Source organism: Streptomyces sp. NPDC048436, from assembly GCF_043200355.1.
In the GTDB taxonomy this organism is placed as follows: domain Bacteria; phylum Actinomycetota; class Actinomycetes; order Streptomycetales; family Streptomycetaceae; genus Streptomyces.
This window is the reverse complement of sequence record NZ_JBICXP010000006.1, coordinates 245,711-262,985: the sequence shown is the minus strand read 5'-3', so window position 1 is coordinate 262,985 and position 17,275 is coordinate 245,711. Positions and strand designations below refer to the sequence as shown.

Genomic DNA, 17,275 nt, shown 5'->3' with positions numbered 1-17,275 from the left:
CAGTCCCCGTGGGAGCCACCTCGTGCTCGCTCATGTCTCCAGACCGCAGACCGTCCTGGGCGACCACAAGGTCGCCACCTCTGAGATAGCGGACGACATACGCACCCGTCACCATGACCACGCGAGGTTGAGGGCGTTCCTTCGCGTAATCGGCAACTCGGGCGTCCGCACCCGCCACTTCACACGTCCTCTGGGCTCCCCGACCGTTTCGGGTTCGGCCGACATCGGTGAGCGCGCCCGTGTGGCGTTCGGTGACGCGCTCACCATGGCCGAACGCGCTGCCCTCTCGGCCCTCGCTGCGGCCGGGCTCTCCGCAGACGACATCGACGCGATCGTCACTACGCACACCACCAGTTGGGCCATCCCCAACCTGGACACCCATCTCATCGATCGGCTCGGGCTCCGCCCCACCGTGCGCCGTATCGCGCTGACCACCGTGGCCTGTCCAGGGGGCACCCACGCCCTCATCCGCGCCGCTGAGCTCGTCGCCGCTCATCCTGGAAGCAACGTTCTCGTCGTGGGCGCGGAGGTCCTCTCGGCCATCTACCAGCATTCGGACACCAGCATCGAGTCGATGATCTACAAGGCTTTGTTCGGTGACTCCGCCGCAGCGACCGTTGTCACCAGCGACCGCCAGGGCCCGGGGATCGTGATCGAGGAAAGCTTCGAGTACGTCCTGCCGGACAGCATCGACCGTCAGCGCGGGCGTATCGGCGCCGACGGAATTCACTTCGACTCCACCAAGAAGGCCCTGAGCGCGGCCAACGACGTCCTGCCCCACATCAAGAACTGGTTCGGCCCGCAGCGGCCCGACTTCGCCGTCCTGCACCCGGGAAGCCCCCGCATTATCTCCGACACCGCCACCGCCCTTGGCCTCGCCCCCCACGACTCCCGCCACGCCACCGACACCCTCGCCGACGAAGGCAACCTCGGCGGTGTCAGCGTCCTGCGGGTCCTGGAACGCACCTACACGGATCCCCCCGCCGACGCCGCCCGCGGCATCGTCGTCGCCTTCGGCCCCGGCTTCGCCACCGCCGCGCTTCGCTGTCACTGGCAAGCCTGACCAATTCAGTTGCCGTGCCCCCGCCACCCTGCTGAAGTGCCCCCATGGATCACGCAGCGGTATTGGCCGCGTACGACCGGCAGCTCAGGCGCGACGTGCGGGCGGACAGTCCCGATGCCCGAGTCGAGCGCGCCGGGGACGTCGTCCGGCAGGTCGGTGCGGAGCACGACTGGAACGGCGTCCACTGGGCCCGTCTCGACCCGGCCACCGCGGACGCGGCAATCGCCGAGCAGGTGCGGTACTTCACCGCCGCCGGGCGGGAGTTCGAGTGGAAGCTGCACTCCCACGACCGGCCCGCCGACCTCGCCGACCGGCTGCTGGCGGCCGGGTTCTCCTCCGAGCCGCCGGAGACCGTGATGGTCCGCGAGGCCGGCGAGCTGCTCGCCGAGCCCGAACTGCCGGAGGGCGTACGGCTGCTCCCGGTGACGGACGCGGCCGGCGTGCGGCTCATGGCGGACGCGCATGAGATCGCGTTCGGCGAGGACGGCTCGGGGCTCAGCGAACGTCTCGCCAAGCGGGTCCTCACCCAGCTGACCGAGACCCCGGACCTGATCGTCGCGGTCGTCGCGATGGCGGGTGACGTTCCGGTGAGCGCGGCCAGGATGGAGTTCTCCCCCGGCACCGACTTCGCCGGGCTCTGGGGCGGCGGCACCGCACCGCGCTGGCGCGGCAAGGGCATCTACCGTGCCCTCGTCGCGTACCGCGCCCGCATCGCGGCCGAACGCGGCTGCCGCTACCTCCAGGTGGACGCCTCCGACGACAGCCGCCCGATCCTGGCACGGCTCGGCTTCGTACCGCTGAGCGTGACGACGCCGTACGTGTACCGGCCCTAGAGCCTGATCAGCCGGCGGCCACCAGCAGCTTCGCGATCGCCTCCGCCGTGTCCGTCTCACCGAGCCTCGGGAAGATCTTCTCGACGCTGTTGCGATGCGCTTCGGCGTCCATGTCGGTGACGGCGTCGACGGCGACCGTGACGTGGTAGCCGTGTTCGTGGGCCGCGCGGGCCGTCGACTCGACGCCGATGCTCGTCGCGATGCCGGCGATCACTATCTGCGTGACGCCGCGGCGGCGCAGCTGGAGGTCGAGGTCGGTGCCGTAGAAGGCGCCCCACTGCTGCTTGGTGACGACGATGTCGCTGTCCTGGCGGCCGAGCTCCGGGACCAGCTCCGCCCAGTCGGCGGGCACCTCACCGCCGCGGGCAGGCCCTTCGGTACGGCCGGGGGCGCCACCGGTCACCCGGACCAGCACGACGGGCAGGCCGCTCTCGCGGAAGGCGGCGGCGAGACGGGCGGATCGCTCGACGATCTCCGCCGAGGGGTGGGCGGTGGGCAGGGCGGTGATGCCCTTCTGGAGGTCCACGAGAACGAGGGCCGTGGTGGGGTCGAGGGTGGTGGCAGTCATGGTGCTGGTCTCTCTTACGTGGGGGAACTTGGGAAGCGGTCAGTGCGGGCGCGCAAGGCCCGGCCGGTCAGGGTCAGGACGACCAGGACGAGCGCCAGTACGCCAACGGTCCGGACGGCGGCCTGATTGCTGGCGCCCATGAACCCCGGCTCATCAGCCGCGGGCGTACGGCGGGCAGCGCTCTCACTGCTGCACCAGCCGCTCCAACAGCACGGCGGCGTCGGCCAGTTGGCGCCGCTCGTCGGCGTCGAGGCCTTCGGCGATGGCGCGCGAGAGCCAGCCGTGCTTGGCGGCGCGCGCCTCCGCGAGGGTGCGGCGGCCCTTGTCGGTGACCGAGACGACCGTCTGCCGTCCGTCGTTGGGATCGGGGGCGCGCTCGATCAGCTCCATGCTCTCCAGGGCGCCCACCGTCATGCGCATCGACTGCGGCCGTACGAGCTCCGCGCGGGCCAGGGCCGCCGTGGTGGCGGGCCCCTCCCGGTCGAGGAGGGCGAGGACGGTGCGCTGCGAGGCGCTGAGCCCGGCCCCTGGTGACGCTGTCCGCAGCCGGCGCGCCACGCGCCCCAGGACGGCGGTGAGATCAGCGGCGACCTGCTCGGGGGTCGGGTCACCAGGCTTCTCGGTCATGACACGACCGTAGGAGATAGACAGGCAAACTTGCAAACTTGTCTGTCTATCTCCTACCACCCCCAGCGGCGGCGACCGCGTCTAGCGGATCGGCATCCCCGACACCGTGCGCGCGATCACCAGACGCTGGATCTCGCTCGTACCCTCGAAGATCGTGTAGATCGCCGCGTCCCGGTGCATGCGCTCCACCGGATACTCGCGCGTGAAGCCGTTGCCGCCGAGGATCTGCACGGCCTGCGCGGTGACCTTCTTGGCGACCTCGCTCGCGTACAGCTTGGACATGGAGCCCTCGGCCGACTCGAACTTCTTGCCCGTGCTCGCCATCCACGACGCGCGCCAGACGAGGAGACGGGCCGCGTCGATCTGCGTGGCCATGTCGGCGAGCTGGAAGGCCACGCCCTGGTTGTCGATGATCGGGCGGCCGAACTGCGTACGCGTCTTGGCGTACTCAAGGGCTTCTTCGTACGCGGCACGCGCCGTGCCCACGGCCATGGCGCCGACGGCCGGGCGCGACGCCTCGAAGGTGGCCATCGCGGCGTTCTTCACGCGCTCGCCGCCGGTCTTGGCGCGCTCCCGGGCGCGGGCGAGGCGCTCGTCGAGCTTCTCCTTGCCGCCGAGCAGGCAGTGGCCCGGGACGCGCACGTCCTCCAGGACGACCTCGGCGGTGTGCGAGGCGCGGATGCCGTGCTTCTTGAACTTCTGGCCCTGGGAGAGGCCGGGGGTGCTCGGCGGGACGATGAAGGAGGCGTGACCCTTGGAGCCGAGCTCCGCGTCGACGACCGCTACGACGACGTGGACGTTGGCGATGCCGCCGTTGGTCGCCCAGGTCTTGGTGCCGTTGAGGACCCACTCGTCCTTGGCCTCGTCGTAGACGGCGCGGGTGCGCATCGCCGCCACGTCGGATCCTGCGTCGGGCTCGGAGGAGCAGAAGGCGGCGACCTTGACGTCGTTCACGTCGCCGTACATCTGCGGGATCCAGGTGCCGATCTGCTCCTCGGTGCCGTTGGCGAGGACGCCGACGGCGGCCAGGCCCGTGCCCATGATGGACAGGCCGATGCCCGCGTCACCCCAGAAGATCTCCTCGGTCACCATCGGGATGCCGAGGCCGGTGGGGTCGAAGAACTGCTGGGCGTAGAAGTCGAGGGAGTAGATCCCCAGCTTCGACGCCTCCTGGATGATCGGCCACGGGGTCTCTTCGCGCTCGTCCCACTCGGCGGCGGCGGGCCGGATCACGTCAGCGGCGAACCCGTGGAGCCAGTCCCGGACCTCCTTCTGTTCGTCGTTGAGCTCCATGGTGAACTCGGCCATGACCCCTCCAGGACCTGCGGTGAAGACGTACGTTACTTGCGGTAACTGGAGTCTGTTACCGGCCGGTAGCCCCTGTCAACTCCCGGCCGCCCGTTCGATGGGTGCCTGTCGCGGGGTGTTACGTTGCGCGTGCGTCACGCAATCGCACGGGCGGGGAGAGAAACACTATGGAGACCACCACACAGCAGACCGATCAGCAACGGTCTGCCGAGCGCCGGCGGCGCGAGTTGCTGGAGGCCGCCGACCGGGTGGTGCTTCGCGACGGGCCCGGCGCCTCGATGAACGCCATCGCCGCCGAGGCGGGCATCACCAAGCCGATCCTGTACCGCCACTTCGGCGACAAGGGCGGACTGTACGCCGCGCTCGCCAAGCGGCACACCGACGCGCTCCTCGAATCGCTGCGCGCCGCCCTTGACGCCCCGGCCGAGCGACGGGAGCGGGTCGAGCAGACCCTCGACACCTACCTCGCGGCGATCGAGGCACGCCCGCAGGTCTACCGCTTCCTCATGCACCCCTCGGACGGCGCCGCCCCCGGCGAGCAGGGCTTCGACGTGGGCCTGCACTCCGCCCCCGTGCTGCGCCGCATGGGCGAGGAGCTCGCGCAGGTCATCGAGGAGCGGGTCGACCTCGGACCGGGCAGCGCGCAGCTCGCGCGCGTCTGGGGGCACGGCATCGTCGGCATGATGCACGCGGCAGGCGACTGGTGGCTCGGCGAACGGCCGTGCCCGCGCGCCGAGTTGGTCAGCAGCCTGGCCGACCTGCTGTGGGGACGGCTCGCCGCGGCGGGCAACCGCGTCGGCGGCCCCGGGTTCTGAGCGGCGGCTCTTCCAAAGAAGCCCCCCGACAACGTCAGCTGTTCCAGGAGGCCTTGGCGGCGGCCCGCAGGACCCTGCGCCGCCGCCAGCCCGTGACGTGATCGGTGTAGACGCCGCCCTCCAGGTGGTCGCACTCGTGCTGCAGGCAGCGCGCGAACCAGCCGGTTCCGTGCACCCGCACCGGCGCCCCGAGCACGTCGACACCCTCCACCACGGCGTGGTCGAAGCGCGGCGTGCCCGCTTCAAGACCCGGCAGCGACAGACAGCCTTCGGGGCCGCGCACGCTGACGCCGTCCGCCTCCACGAGGCGGGGGTTCACCACGTACCCGAGATGACGGACATCGTCGTCGTCCGGGCAGTCGTACACGAAGACCCGCTGATTCACGCCGATCTGGTTGGCGGCGAGACCCACACCCTGGGCGGCGTACATCGTGGCGTACATGTCCTCGATGAGGCGGGCCAGTTCGGGGCCGAAGTCGGTGACCTCCTCGCAGTCCTTGTGCAGCACGGGGTCACCGAGCAGGGTCAGGGGTCGTACGCGCCCTGAGGCGCCCGGGATCGAGCCGTGTCGCATGGCCGCAAGGGTACGGTCCTTGGAGAGCCCCGGGGTCGGGGTGGTGCCGCTGTTCGGGCTTGTCAGTGGATCTCGATAGGCTGAGGTTCATCGCGTTGCCGGGGGCAGGCGCGGCGCCGTAAGCAAGGAGGATCCAGAACTGATGGCAGGCAACACGGACCCGCTGTCGCCGCGGGCCAAGCTGGCCGTGACGGCGGGCAAGGCGGCCGCGGCGGTGTCGCGCGCGGCGGGCCGCGGCAGCGGATCGGTGATCGGCGGCCGCGTTTCACTCAAGCTCGACCCCGACCTGCTCGGGCGTCTTGCCACGCACCTGGACGTGGTACTCGTCTCCGCCACGAACGGCAAGACGACCACGACCCGGCTGCTCGCGGAGGCGCTGCGCGCCAGCGGACCCGTGGTGTCGAACGCGCTGGGCGCGAACATGCCGGCCGGGATCACCTCGGCCCTCGCGGGCGGCTCCGACGCCCGGTTCGGCGTGATCGAGGTCGACGAGAAGTACCTCGCCGGTGTCGCCCGTGACGTGGAGCCGAAGGCGATCGCGCTGCTCAACCTCTCGCGCGACCAGCTCGACCGCGCCGCCGAGACCCGCATGATGGCCGAGAACTGGCGCGAGGGCCTGGCAGGATCCAAGGCCGTCGTGATCGCGAACGCGGACGACCCGCTGGTCGTCTGGGCCGCGTCGTCCTCGCCGAACGTGGTGTGGGTGGCCGCCGGTCAGGAGTGGAAGGACGACGCCTGGTCGTGCCCCTCCTGCGGCGGTGTGATGCAGCGCCCCGGGGACGACTGGTTCTGCGGCGAGTGCGGATTCCGCCGTCCCGCGCCCAGCTGGGTCCTCTCCGGCGACCACGTCCTTGACCCGCACGGCTCGGCCTGGCCGATCCATCTGCAGCTGCCGGGCCGGGCGAACAAGGCGAACGCGACCACGTCGGCCGCCGTCGCCGCCGTCTTCGGTGTGCCGCCGCAGGTCGCCCTGGAGCGCATGTACCAAGTGCAGGCCGTCGCCGGACGCTATGACGTGGTGCAGTTCCAGGGCCGCGAGCTGCGTCTGCTGCTCGCGAAGAACCCCGCGGGCTGGCTCGAGACGTTCTCGCTGATCGACCCGCCGCCCACCCCGGTGGTGCTGTCCGTGAACGCCCGTGGCGCCGACGGCACCGACACCTCCTGGCTGTGGGACGTCGACTACACGCGTCTGGCCGGACACCCGATCTTCGTGCTCGGCGACCGCAAGCTGGACCTCGCGGTGCGTCTTGAGGTCGCGGGTCTGGACTTCCGGGTCTGCGAGACCCTGGACGAGGCCGTACAGCTCGCGCCGCCCGGTCGCATCGAGACGATCGCGAACTACACCGCGTTCCAGGATCTGCGCCGCCGCGTCGGCAACTGACCCCACCGGACCCTCTAGACCCTCGTAGGGACGAATGAGCATGAGCGACAACAGCCTGCGGCTGGTGTGGGTCTACCCCGACCTGCTGAGCACGTACGGAGACCAGGGCAACGCCCTGGTCGTGGAGCGCCGCGCCCACCAGCGCGGCCTCCAGGTCGAGCGCTACGACGTGCGCAGCGACCAGCCGGTGCCCACCTCCGGCGACATCTACCTGATCGGTGGCGGCGAAGACCGCCCGCAGCGTCTGGCCGCCGAGCGGCTGCGGCGCGACGGCGGTCTGCAGCGGGCCGTGGGCAACGGCGCGATCGTCTTCTCGGTCTGCGCGGGCTACCAGATCCTGGGCAACGAGTTCATCAACGACCTCGGCCAGCGCGAGCCGGGCCTCGGCCTGCTCGACGTGGTCTCCACGCGCGGCGAGGGCGACCGGTGCGTCGGCGACGTCCTCGGCGACATCGACCCGCAGCTCGGCCTGCCCCCGCTGACCGGCTTCGAGAACCACCAGGGCATCACGCACATCGGCCCCTCCGCACGCCCGCTCGCCCGCGTCACGCTGGGCCGCGGCAACGGCACGGGTGACGGCACCGAAGGCGCGTACAACGGCACCGTCTTCGGCACGTACATGCACGGTCCCGTCCTGGCCCGCAACCCGCTGATCGCGGACCTGCTCCTGAAGCTGGCCCTCGACGTGAACGCACTGCCGCCCACGGACGACCGCTGGTACGAGGCGCTGCGCGCCGAGCGTGTGGCCGCCGCCACGCAGCCCGCCTGAAGCACCCGCCGCACAGGTGAGCGGGGGCGTCCAGCCCTCGGACGCCCGGTGCTGCCCCGCCCCCTGCCGCCTATAGGGTGGCGGGGTTCCAGCCGGACGACGTGGTCCGGATTCCGGCCCACGTTGCAAAGGTATTCCGGGCTATGCGCATTGGTGTCCTCACCTCCGGCGGCGACTGCCCCGGTCTGAACGCCGTCATCCGTTCGGTCGTGCACCGCGCCGTCGTCGACCACGGCGACGAGGTCATCGGCTTCCACGACGGCTGGCGCGGTCTGCTCGAATGCGACTACCGCAAGCTCGACCTCGACGCGGTGGGCGGCATCCTGGCCCGCGGCGGAACGATTCTCGGCTCCTCGCGTGTCCAGCCCGCACATCTGCGCGACGGCGTCGAGCGGGCCAAGGGCCACCTCGCCGACCTGGGCCTGGACGCGGTCATCCCGATCGGCGGCGAGGGCACGCTGAAGGCGGCCCGGCTCCTGTCGGACGCGGGTCTGCCGATCGTCGGGGTGCCCAAGACGATCGACAACGACATCGCGGTGACCGACGTGACGTTCGGCTTCGACACCGCCGTGGGTGTGGCGACCGAGGCCCTGGACCGTCTGAAGACCACCGCCGAGTCGCACCAGCGCGTCCTGATCGTCGAGGTCATGGGCCGGCACACCGGCTGGATCGCGCTGCACTCCGGCATGGCCGCGGGCGCGCATGCGATCGTCGTGCCGGAACGGCCCTTCGACATCGAGGAACTGGCCAAGAAGGTCGGCGAACGGTTCTCCGCGGGCAAGAAGTTCGCCATCGTCGTGGCCGCCGAGGGCGCCAAGCCCCGTGAGGGCTCGATGCAGTTCGACGAGGGCGCCAAGGACATGTACGGCCACGAGCGGTTCGCCGGCATCGCCCGCCAGCTCTCCATCGAGCTGGAGGAGCGGCTCGGCAAGGAGGCGCGTCCGGTGATCCTCGGGCACGTCCAGCGCGGCGGCACCCCCACCGCGTACGACCGGGTGCTCGCCACGCGCTTCGGCTGGCACGCCGTGGAGGCCGTGCATCGCGGCGAGTTCGGCAAGATGACGGCGCTGCGCGGCACGGACATCACGATGGTGCCGCTCGCCGAGGCGGTCGAGACCCTGAAGACGGTGCCGGACGAGCGGTACGCCGAGGCGGAGTGCGTGCTCTAGGCGTTCCGCCCGAGTTCCGGTGCCCGATCCGCGGCCCGGTGGGGGCTGATCGCGCCCGCGCGGCGGAGCCGCGGATGTCACAGCCCCGCGCCCCTTACGGGGCGCTCACTGAGCCAGGCAGATCGAACGGCCCCCGGACGCGTCGGCGTCCGGGGGCCGTTCTAGTCTGGGGCGGACACACAGCGCACAACCGCACGAATCAGGAGCCAGCGGATGGATCACAGCGGGCACGGCATGAACATGGATCTGCCGCCGTTCACGCTGGGGCGCGGCCTTGAGCTCTCGGCCGACCCCTTCTTCCTCATCGGCTCCCTGGTGGCCCTCGCCCTCTACGGCTTGGGCGTGGTCCGGCTCGTGCGGCGCGGCGACAAGTGGCCGGTGGGCCGCACCATCTCCTTCGTGGCGGGCATGCTGACCATCCTGCTCGTGATGTGCACCAAGCTGAACGACTACGGCATGGTCATGTTCAGCGTGCACATGGTGCAGCACATGATCATCAGCATGCTCTCGCCGATCCTTCTCCTGATGGGCGCCCCGATCACCCTGGCCCTGCGCGCCCTGCCCGTGGCGGCCCGCCGCGGCCACAAGGGCCCCCGCGAGTGGCTGCTGTGGATTCTGCAGAGCCGCTACATGAAGATCATCACGCACCCCGCGTTCACCATCCCGCTGTTCATCGCGAGCCTGTACGCGCTGTACTTCACGCCGATCTTCGACACCTTGATGGGGTCCAAGGCGGGCCACATCGGGATGATGGTGCACTTCCTCGCGGTCGGCCTTGTCTTCTTCTGGCCGATCATGGGCGTCGACCCCGGTCCGCACCGGCCCGGCTACATCATGCGGATGCTGGAGCTGTTCGCGGGCATGCCGTTCCACGCCTTCTTCGGCATCGCGCTGATGATGGCGTCCGAGCCCATGATCGGGACGTACAAGAACCCGCCCGCCTCGCTCGGCATCGACGCGCTCGCCGACCAGAGCGCCGCGGGCGGCATCGCCTGGGCGTTCAGCGAGGTGCCTTCGGTGCTGGTGCTGCTCGCGCTGCTCTTCCAGTGGTACCGCTCCGAACAGCGCCAGGCGCGGCGTACGGACCGGGCCGCTGACCGTGACGGTGACAAGGAGCTGGAGGCGTACAACGCCTATCTGGCCTCACTGGCCGCGCGCGGGCGCTAGCGGGGAAGGGCCTTCGCGGGTCAGGATGGTCTCAGGCCGCGGTCTTGGCGTCGAGGCGTCGGGGCTGCCGGGAGGAGGCAGGGCGATGCCTGATTCTACGAAGACGATGGGTGTATTCACCATCGGAGGCTTGGTCGCGGTGACCGCCTACACGGTCGCGCTGGGGAGCAACGGCTGGCTGTGGTTCGGCTGGGTCGTCATCGGCATGCTCACCCTGGCGATGGTGCTGTCGCGCAGCACCCCCTGAGGGGCGCCGCGCGCAGCCGAGGAGAGGCGCAGGGGGCGCCGGGATCCGTCAGAAGCGGAAGACGGCACTCGTCGAGTACCCCATCTCGCAGGCGTTGCCGTACGTCTTGTGCCAGCTGACCGGCCGGCCGCGGTACGTCCCCGTCGCGCTGACGGTGACCGGGGCGTACTGCTTGGTGCAGATCCCCGACTTCGCCGGCAGCGCGTCGAACTCGCCGTCCGCCTCGCCGATCGCCGCGCAGGCCTCGGCCGCGTGCGGATGGTGCCCGGCCTGCTGGGTCTCGCAGTTCAGGAGCACCCCGCGGACCCAGGCGTTCCCGTCCCCCGAGACGGTGAGGAAGACACCGTCCGACCGCCCGGGGGCGGCTTCACCGGACGCCTGGGCGGGCGCGGCCACGGCGAGGGAGATCAGCGCGGCGGCGGCCGCGGCTTGGAGCGGACGGGACGTGGGACGAGACCTCATGGGGGACCTCCTGGGACGGTGACGCGCTGCGTCGAAGTCAGGCCAGGCCACCCCCGCTCCCCGGCACACACCAAGCGGACACGCCGGGCAGTCACCCGTACGAGTCCGGGGCGGGGTCCGGTCGGCCCGTGACGCCCCGGTGACGCGCGGCTGGTGGTCTGGGGCGATGAGTCCCTACGCGTCCCCTGCAGTGCGGCGCTGGGACGCGCCCCCGGCTGCCTGCCGCGGCAGCGGAAGGAAATACCCTCCGGGACCCACGTGCTGAGCTTCTTCAGTACGGCGGCGGGCTGGCACCTCTACGAGGGGGTCGGTGACCGGGGGCGGCCGCTCGCCGTGCGCGCCGGTGCGCCGGCCGCCGTCCACCTCGCCCAGGACACGTCGGGGCGGCTGTGGGCGGCGACAGGACCGGGCGCCGCCCACCTGGTGCGCATCACCTTGCCCGCTCTTGTGGCCGAGCCGGTGCCGCGGCCGGGGCAGCGGGTGGGCGCGCTCGCGGTGTCGCCGGACGGGGAACGGCTCCTGGTGACCGTCCCGCCGCCGGCCGCGCGCGGGTCGGCCGAGGTGTGGCTGTGGGACGGGTCCACCTGGCAGGTCATGGGCGCCTCTCCGCCGCCGCACGCCTTCAGTTCGCTGGCCTGGCTGAGCGGGAACGTCGTCGCGTACGAGACGGTCCACCGCCGCGTCGCCCTCCTCGCCCTGGGCGAGGAACGCGCCCTGGAGCTCACGGACGGCGGGCTCCCGGCGGCGGCACCGCTGCGGCCCGCCTGGTACGCGGTGACGGGGCGCCGGGTGGCCGAGTTCGACTACACGTTCCCCTACCGCTCGCGTCCCGTGCGGGGGTTCCGCTTCGGTGCCGTGTCCTCCCTGTCGTTCTCGCCGGGCGGGGCGGCCTGTCTGTGGACCGAGCCCCGGGTCGCCTACCGGGTCAAGGGGTTCGGCCAGGTACGCGGCGGCCGGCGCGTGCGGGTGCGTTCGCTCGACAGAGGGGCCGGCATCGTATTGCCGCAGGTGCCGCGGTGACAGCCGCGTGAAGGGACCGGGGCCGTTTCAGGCCTCGGTCCCTTCTCCCGTCGCGGCCGCGCACTTACACTGACCGCTGCGCGAGGACCCGTGACCTGCGACGACGCAGCACCCAGGCCGGTCCACCTACGTCAAGGAGCAACGGGTGTTCTACTACCTGCTCAAGTACGTCGTTCTTGGACCGCTGTTGCGGCTCATGTTCCGGCCGCGCATCGAGGGTCTTGAGCACATACCGGAATCCGGTGCGGCGATCGTGGCGGGCAACCATCTCTCGTTCTCGGACCACTTCCTGATGCCCGCCATCATCAAGCGGCGCATCACCTTCCTCGCGAAGGCCGAGTACTTCACCGGGCCCGGACTCAGGGGCCGTCTCACCGCCGCGTTCTTCCACAGCGCCGGGCAGATCCCGGTGGACCGCTCCGGCAAGGAGGCGGGCCAGGCCGCGATCCGGGAGGGCCTTGGCGTGCTGGCCAAGGACGAGTTGCTCGGCATCTACCCGGAGGGCACCCGCTCGCACGACGGGCGCCTCTACAAGGGCAAGGTCGGCGTCGCCGCGATGGCGCTCAAGGCGCAGGTGCCGGTGATCCCGTGCGCGATGATCGGCACGTTCGAGGCGCAGCCGCCGGGCCAGAAAGTGCCGAACTTCCAGCGTGTGTCCATCCGTTTCGGCGCCCCGCTGGACTTCTCGCGCTACGCGGGCATGGAGAACGAGAAGGCCGTCCTGCGCGCGGTCACGGACGAGATCATGTACGCCATCCTCGGGCTCTCCGGACAGGAGTACGTCGACAAGTACGCCGCGGTCGTGAAGGCGGAGGAGGCCGAGCGGGCAGCCGCCGCGCACCGGAGGAAATTCCCCCGGATGCCGTTGAGTTGATCTGGTGACGCACGGTCCTGTCCATGAGCGAACACAGCCTGTACACCAAGCTGATCGGGCTGCTTGACGAGCGGGGTGCGGCGTACCGCGTGATCGAGCACGAGGAGCAGGGCGCCACGCAGGAGGCAGCCGAGCGGCTCGCGGGCAGCGTGAGCGGCACCATCCTGCCGTTCTCCTTCGACCCCGAGCTCCAACTGGTCGTGGATCCGGCGCTCCTGGTCCACGACGAGATCTTCTTCAACGCGGCGCGCCTCGACCGTTCGCTGGCGCTGCGGACCGCTGATTACGAGGCGATCGCCGAGCCGCGTACGGCCACGATCGCGCAGGAGGCCGCGGCGTAGGAGGGTGCGGCACGAAGGGGGCGACCGGGTTCGAACCCGGTCGCCCCCTTGTTGTGCCGTGCTGCCTAACGCGAAGCTGTTACGGCTTCGGCGTGGCGTGCGGCGCGCACGTCACGTCCTTGCCGTCCAGCTTGCCGGTCAGCAGGTAGGCCTCGACGCGAGGGTTGAGGCACGGGTTGACCAGGTTCGTGATGCCGTGCGAGCCGGCGTCCTTCTCCGTGATCAGACGCGAGCCCTTGAACCGCTTGTGCAGCTCGACAGCGCCCTCGTACGGCGTGGCCGCGTCGCGGGTCGACTGGGCGATCAGCACGGGCGGCAGGCCCTTGCCGGTCTTGACCTCGACGGGCTGGTGCTGCTTGCCCGACCAGGTCGCGCAGGGCAGGTTCATCCAGGCGTTGGCCCACGTCATGAACGGGTTGTCGCGGTGGATGCGGGTGTTGTCGCGGTCCCACTTCTTCCAGCTGGTGGGCCACTTGGCGTCCGCGCACTCGACGGCCGTGTAGACGGCGTTGCTGTTCTCCGAGGCGATGTTGCCCGCGGTGTCCGACAGGTCGGGGCTGGCTGCCTCGATCAGCGGCTTGGTGTCACCCGCGACGTACTTGCTCCAGTTGGTCGCGATCCCCACCCAGACGGAGTCGTAGTACGGAGCGCTCTGGAAGTACGCGATGAGCTCGGCGGGACCGACGACTCCGCCCAGCGGCTCCTTCTTCGCCGCCGCGCGCAGCTTGGTCCACTGCTCCGCGACCTTCGTCTCGGTGTCGCCGAGGTGGAAGGTGGCGTCGTACTTGGCGACCCACTTCATCCAGTCCTTGAGGCGGATCTCGAAGGCGACGTCCTGGTCGAGGTTGGCCTCGTACCAGATCTTCTCCTTCGAGGGGTTGACCACCGAGTCGACGACCATGCGGCGCACGTGCGACGGGAAGAGCGTCCCGTAGACCGCGCCGAGGTAGGTGCCGTAGGAGACGCCGAGGAAGTTCAGCTTCTTCTCGCCGAGCGCGGCCCGGATGACGTCCAGGTCACGTGCGGTGTTCGGCGTCGTCATGTGATCCAGCATGCCGCCGCTGCGCTCGGCGCAGCCGTCCGCGTACTCCGCGGCGATCTTGCGCTGGGCACTCTTGTCGGCCTCGGAGTCCGGCACCGGGTCGGGCTTGGGTGCCTTGACGAACTCCTGCGGGTCGACGCACGAGATGGGCGCCGAGTGGCCGACACCGCGCGGGTCGAAGCCGACGAAGTCGTAGGCCTTCGCCGTCTTCTCCCAGAGCGGCGCCTTGGTGACGACGCGGTTGGGGAAGCGCATTCCGGAGCCGCCGGGGCCGCCCGGGTTGTAGACGAGAGCGCCCTGGCGCTCCTTCTTCGTCCCGGTGCTGCCGATGTGGTCGACGGCCAGCTTGATCTTCTTGCCGTTGGGCTTGGCGTAGTCGAGCGGGACCGTGACCCAGCCGCACGTGATCGCCTTGTCCAGGCCCCAGTCGGCGGGGCATGCCTGCCAGTCGATGCCTGCCTTGGCGGCACGCTGCGCGGCGAGCGCGACTCCGCGCGCCTCCGAGCTGGTGCGCTGAGCGGCGTCAGCGCCGCTCCGGCGGGCGTCGGCACTGGCGACGGGCGCCATGAACGCGCCCGCTATGAGCGAGCCCGTGATCAGCGTGCCGGCTGCGCCGAATGCTGTGGTGCGTCTCAACTGGATCCTCCCCCTGTCGATTTACCTGTCGATTTTCGAACAGTAGGAGGATCCTGTCGGTCTTCTGGTTCAGTGCGACAGACGGAGCAGGTGTTCTTTACCAATCCGATAGACGGTGCACGGAACTCCGCTGAGCGGTTATGCCCCTGTTCACGTGAGTGTGCGCAGCGCCTCGTCGAGGGTGCGGCGGATCCGCAGCGCGTCAGGGGCGACGGCGGTGACGAGCACGGCGGGACCGGCGAGCGGAGTGAGCGCGGCTCCCTCCCCGAGGAGTGTGGGCTCGGGCATGTTCCGCTCGAACTCCGGCCGTACGACGACGAGTTGCCCGACCGCGCGATGGCCCGCCAGGACGGCGGGACCGTCCCAGCCGCCGGGCGCGCCGGGCCCGCAGGCGAGCTCCTGGTCCAGGAGAAGCCGCCCGGCCCGGCGCACGGTGAGCCGGCTGGTGAGACGTCCCGGTTCCTCACCGGTCCGCCCGAGCACCTGCTCCTCCCGCAGTACGAGGCGCGCGCTCCCGGTGAGCTCGGCGCGCGTGGTGACCCGCAGCTCGCTGTCGCGGACGGAGATCAACTGCTCCGGCAGCCAGTACAGTTCCGCGTCCTCACCGACCGTGATCCGCACGTCGTACCGCGCCGCCTCCTTCGACTGCCCGGGCAGCGCGAGCGTGGCGGCGGCCGAGCCGATGTGCAGCCGGGCTCCGTCGTGCGCGGCTGCCTCGACGGTGAGGTGGTCGCCGCCGAGGGGCCCGCTCATCGCCCCGACGAGCGTGACGTGGGCCCTGGTCCCGGCCGACCGGGTGCGGCGGACCGCCAGCGGCCCCTCTCCGTCGAGTACGGGGAAGACGGTACCGCCCCGTCCGTCGCCCCTCGCGGAGATGCGGGCGATGCCGCGTACCCCGGACGTCGCGACGGTGTGCGCGCTCATGCGGACGCGGTCCAGGCCGCGTACTGCGCGCGCACCCAGGCGGCGACAGGACCGACGCCTTCCTCGGACCGCAGCGACTGGAAGATGACGGGCAGTTCGGCGCGCTGGGCCTTGGCGTCCGCGGCCATCCCGGCGAGGTCGGAGCCGACGTACGGGGCGAGGTCGGTCTTGTTCACGACGAGCAGGTCGGCTGTGGTCACGCCGGGGCCGCCCTTGCGCGGGATGTCGTCACCGCCCGCGACGTCGATCACGAAGATCTGGGCGTCGACGAGGCCCTTGGAGAAGGTGGCGGTGAGGTTGTCGCCGCCGGACTCGACGAGGATCAGGTCCAGCGGCCCGAGCCCCTCGTTGGAAAACACAGTCTCCAGGTCTTCCACGGCTTCCAGGTTGGCGGAGATGTCATCGCGGATCGCGGTGTGCGGGCAGGCGCCGGTCTCCACGGCGGTGATCCGCTCGGGCGGCAGGACGGCCTCGCGCAGCAGGAACTCGGCGTCCTCGCGGGTGTAGATGTCATTGGTGACGACGGCGAGCGACAGTTCGTCCCGCAGGACCTTGCAGAGCGCGGCGACGGTGGCGGTCTTGCCGGATCCGACGGGCCCGCCGAGACCGATCCGCAGGGCGCGCCGGGCGCCGTCCGGGCGGTGCGCGTCGGCGCTGACGGCTGCGGGGCCGTCGTGGGAGTGGTCGAGATGCATGGTGCGACTCCTATGGTTCAGCAGTTCTTTCAGTCTGTGCGGAGGTCCCGAAGTCCAGCCCGTCCGCTGGGCCGCCCCTACGACGCGAACAACCGCACGGGCCACGCCGCGTGGGCCTCGGCCCCGACCTCCATCAGCGGCGCGGAGGCCGCGGGCAGCGCGTCGACCCCGTCGACAAGGGCCTCCCGCGCCGCGTCCGCCGCCGCACGGGCGACGAGGTCGAGCTCAGGAGCGAGCCGGGCAAGCACCCCTGTGGCGTCGAACGGGTCAAGGCTCAGCAACCGCACGGTCGCCGTCGCGGGCCCGCTGACACACTCGTACGCGGAGCAGTACGCGGCGTCCTCCGCGCCGAGCCCCGCCGCCCGGGCGGCAAGCCCGAGAACGACGGGCTGGTGGGCCCCTTTGGGCCGGGCGGCGGCCAGCTGGTCAAGGGAGGGATCAGGCCACGCGGCCCGCGCGGCCCGCATCATCTGCCGCCCGAGCCGCCGTCCCGCGACCCGCAGCGCGGCCGAGGGTGTCCGCGCGTCGGCGGCCTCGTCGAGTGCGAGCGGATCGAGCCCGAGCGCGGCGGCGGCCGCCAGCGAGGCGGACACGAGCCCCGTCGTGTGCAACCGCCCGCGGCAGAACTCCCCCAGGCTCGCGGCACCGGTGATCCGCCCCGCCTTGACGGCCTCTTCGGCCCCGCCTGAGTGCGCGTGCCCTCCGGCGGGGAAGCGGCCGTCGGCGAGGACGAGCAATGCTCCTCTAGACATGGCGTACG

Annotated in this window: 21 protein-coding genes; 11 read left to right on the top strand and 10 right to left on the bottom strand. The window is 71.0% G+C overall.

The features are described 5' to 3' along the window. Positions 1–22: 22 nt before the first annotated feature. Complete coding sequence (locus tag ACGFX9_RS22595; RefSeq protein ID WP_393474716.1) at positions 23–1,063, top strand: PhlD; 1,041 nt, start codon at positions 23–25, stop codon at positions 1,061–1,063. A 44-nt stretch (positions 1,064–1,107) separates the two neighbouring features. After that, on the top strand, positions 1,108–1,896 hold the full coding sequence (locus ACGFX9_RS22590) for a GNAT family N-acetyltransferase (RefSeq protein WP_393474713.1): 789 nt from the start codon (positions 1,108–1,110) through the stop codon (positions 1,894–1,896). A 7-nt stretch (positions 1,897–1,903) separates the two neighbouring features. Here the strand turns inward: ACGFX9_RS22590 and ACGFX9_RS22585 are convergent, their stop codons facing one another. From ACGFX9_RS22585 to ACGFX9_RS22570, 4 genes are all read right to left on the bottom strand, one after another. Then, positions 1,904–2,464: an isochorismatase family protein gene (locus ACGFX9_RS22585; RefSeq protein WP_393474710.1), complete on the bottom strand. Its 561-nt coding sequence runs from the start codon at positions 2,462–2,464 to the stop codon at positions 1,904–1,906. Between the two features lie 14 nt (positions 2,465–2,478). Beyond that, the gene (locus tag ACGFX9_RS22580) at positions 2,479–2,604 is read right to left on the bottom strand and encodes a hypothetical protein (protein WP_393474707.1); all 126 of its coding nucleotides are present in this window, start codon (positions 2,602–2,604) and stop codon (positions 2,479–2,481) included. Positions 2,605–2,647: 43 nt separating this feature from the next. Continuing rightward, positions 2,648–3,091: a MarR family winged helix-turn-helix transcriptional regulator gene (locus ACGFX9_RS22575; protein ID WP_393474704.1), complete on the bottom strand. Its 444-nt coding sequence runs from the start codon at positions 3,089–3,091 to the stop codon at positions 2,648–2,650. An 81-nt stretch (positions 3,092–3,172) separates the two neighbouring features. Beyond that, the gene (locus ACGFX9_RS22570) at positions 3,173–4,399 is read right to left on the bottom strand and encodes an acyl-CoA dehydrogenase family protein (protein WP_393474698.1); all 1,227 of its coding nucleotides are present in this window, start codon (positions 4,397–4,399) and stop codon (positions 3,173–3,175) included. A gap of 167 nt (positions 4,400–4,566) precedes the next feature. On the opposite strand from ACGFX9_RS22570, the gene ACGFX9_RS22565 reads away from it, so the two are divergent. After that, positions 4,567–5,214, top strand: coding sequence for a TetR family transcriptional regulator (locus tag ACGFX9_RS22565; RefSeq protein ID WP_160509223.1), 648 nt, complete (start codon positions 4,567–4,569; stop codon positions 5,212–5,214). 34 nt (positions 5,215–5,248) lie between these two features. On the opposite strand, the gene def is transcribed toward ACGFX9_RS22565, so the two are convergent. Continuing rightward, positions 5,249–5,788: a peptide deformylase gene (gene def / locus ACGFX9_RS22560; RefSeq protein ID WP_393474695.1), complete on the bottom strand. Its 540-nt coding sequence runs from the start codon at positions 5,786–5,788 to the stop codon at positions 5,249–5,251. Positions 5,789–5,930: 142 nt separating this feature from the next. Here def and ACGFX9_RS22555 point away from each other — a divergent pair, with 142 nt between their 5' ends. From ACGFX9_RS22555 to ACGFX9_RS22535, 5 genes are all read left to right on the top strand, one after another. Next, the gene (locus ACGFX9_RS22555) at positions 5,931–7,169 is read left to right on the top strand and encodes a MurT ligase domain-containing protein (RefSeq protein WP_393474693.1); all 1,239 of its coding nucleotides are present in this window, start codon (positions 5,931–5,933) and stop codon (positions 7,167–7,169) included. Between the two features lie 40 nt (positions 7,170–7,209). Beyond that, entirely contained in the window at positions 7,210–7,938 is a 729-nt protein-coding gene (locus tag ACGFX9_RS22550; protein WP_393474690.1) for a type 1 glutamine amidotransferase, read from the top strand. Between the two features lie 143 nt (positions 7,939–8,081). Then, positions 8,082–9,107 (top strand): 6-phosphofructokinase, encoded by a 1,026-nt coding sequence (locus ACGFX9_RS22545; RefSeq protein ID WP_393474687.1) that lies wholly within the window; start codon positions 8,082–8,084, stop codon positions 9,105–9,107. 213 nt (positions 9,108–9,320) lie between these two features. Beyond that, positions 9,321–10,274 carry a cytochrome c oxidase assembly protein gene (locus ACGFX9_RS22540; protein WP_393474684.1) on the top strand — a complete coding sequence of 318 codons (954 nt, stop codon included), beginning with the start codon at positions 9,321–9,323 and terminating at the stop codon, positions 10,272–10,274. An 85-nt stretch (positions 10,275–10,359) separates the two neighbouring features. Next, positions 10,360–10,521, top strand: coding sequence for a hypothetical protein (locus tag ACGFX9_RS22535; RefSeq protein WP_190078913.1), 162 nt, complete (start codon positions 10,360–10,362; stop codon positions 10,519–10,521). Positions 10,522–10,569: 48 nt separating this feature from the next. On the opposite strand, the gene ACGFX9_RS22530 is transcribed toward ACGFX9_RS22535, so the two are convergent. Next, positions 10,570–10,983, bottom strand: a complete 414-nt coding sequence (locus ACGFX9_RS22530; RefSeq protein WP_393474681.1) for an SSI family serine proteinase inhibitor — start codon at positions 10,981–10,983, stop codon at positions 10,570–10,572. Positions 10,984–11,241: 258 nt separating this feature from the next. Here ACGFX9_RS22530 and ACGFX9_RS22525 point away from each other — a divergent pair, with 258 nt between their 5' ends. The 3 genes from ACGFX9_RS22525 to ACGFX9_RS22515 all read left to right on the top strand — a co-directional run bounded on the left by ACGFX9_RS22525 (position 11,242) and on the right by ACGFX9_RS22515 (position 13,218). Further along, positions 11,242–12,003 carry a hypothetical protein gene (locus tag ACGFX9_RS22525; protein ID WP_393474678.1) on the top strand — a complete coding sequence of 254 codons (762 nt, stop codon included), beginning with the start codon at positions 11,242–11,244 and terminating at the stop codon, positions 12,001–12,003. Between the two features lie 145 nt (positions 12,004–12,148). Then, positions 12,149–12,877 (top strand): lysophospholipid acyltransferase family protein, encoded by a 729-nt coding sequence (locus ACGFX9_RS22520; protein ID WP_393474676.1) that lies wholly within the window; start codon positions 12,149–12,151, stop codon positions 12,875–12,877. Positions 12,878–12,900: 23 nt separating this feature from the next. Continuing rightward, on the top strand, positions 12,901–13,218 hold the full coding sequence (locus tag ACGFX9_RS22515) for a YbaK/EbsC family protein (RefSeq protein WP_393474673.1): 318 nt from the start codon (positions 12,901–12,903) through the stop codon (positions 13,216–13,218). Between the two features lie 79 nt (positions 13,219–13,297). On the opposite strand, the gene ACGFX9_RS22510 is transcribed toward ACGFX9_RS22515, so the two are convergent. The 4 genes from ACGFX9_RS22510 to ACGFX9_RS22495 form a co-directional block, all read right to left on the bottom strand. Beyond that, a complete protein-coding gene (locus ACGFX9_RS22510) occupies positions 13,298–14,896 on the bottom strand; it encodes an alpha/beta hydrolase (RefSeq protein ID WP_393474670.1) in 1,599 nt (532 codons plus the stop codon). A 150-nt stretch (positions 14,897–15,046) separates the two neighbouring features. Further along, positions 15,047–15,820, bottom strand: a complete 774-nt coding sequence (locus ACGFX9_RS22505) for an urease accessory protein UreD (RefSeq protein WP_393474667.1) — start codon at positions 15,818–15,820, stop codon at positions 15,047–15,049. Further along, positions 15,817–16,515, bottom strand: a complete 699-nt coding sequence (gene ureG, locus ACGFX9_RS22500) for an urease accessory protein UreG (protein ID WP_393474664.1) — start codon at positions 16,513–16,515, stop codon at positions 15,817–15,819. Before ureG ends, ACGFX9_RS22505 begins: the two co-directional genes overlap by 4 nt. Before the next feature lie 77 nt (positions 16,516–16,592). Next, positions 16,593–17,267: an urease accessory protein UreF gene (locus tag ACGFX9_RS22495; protein ID WP_393474661.1), complete on the bottom strand. Its 675-nt coding sequence runs from the start codon at positions 17,265–17,267 to the stop codon at positions 16,593–16,595. Positions 17,268–17,275: the final 8 nt, after the last annotated feature.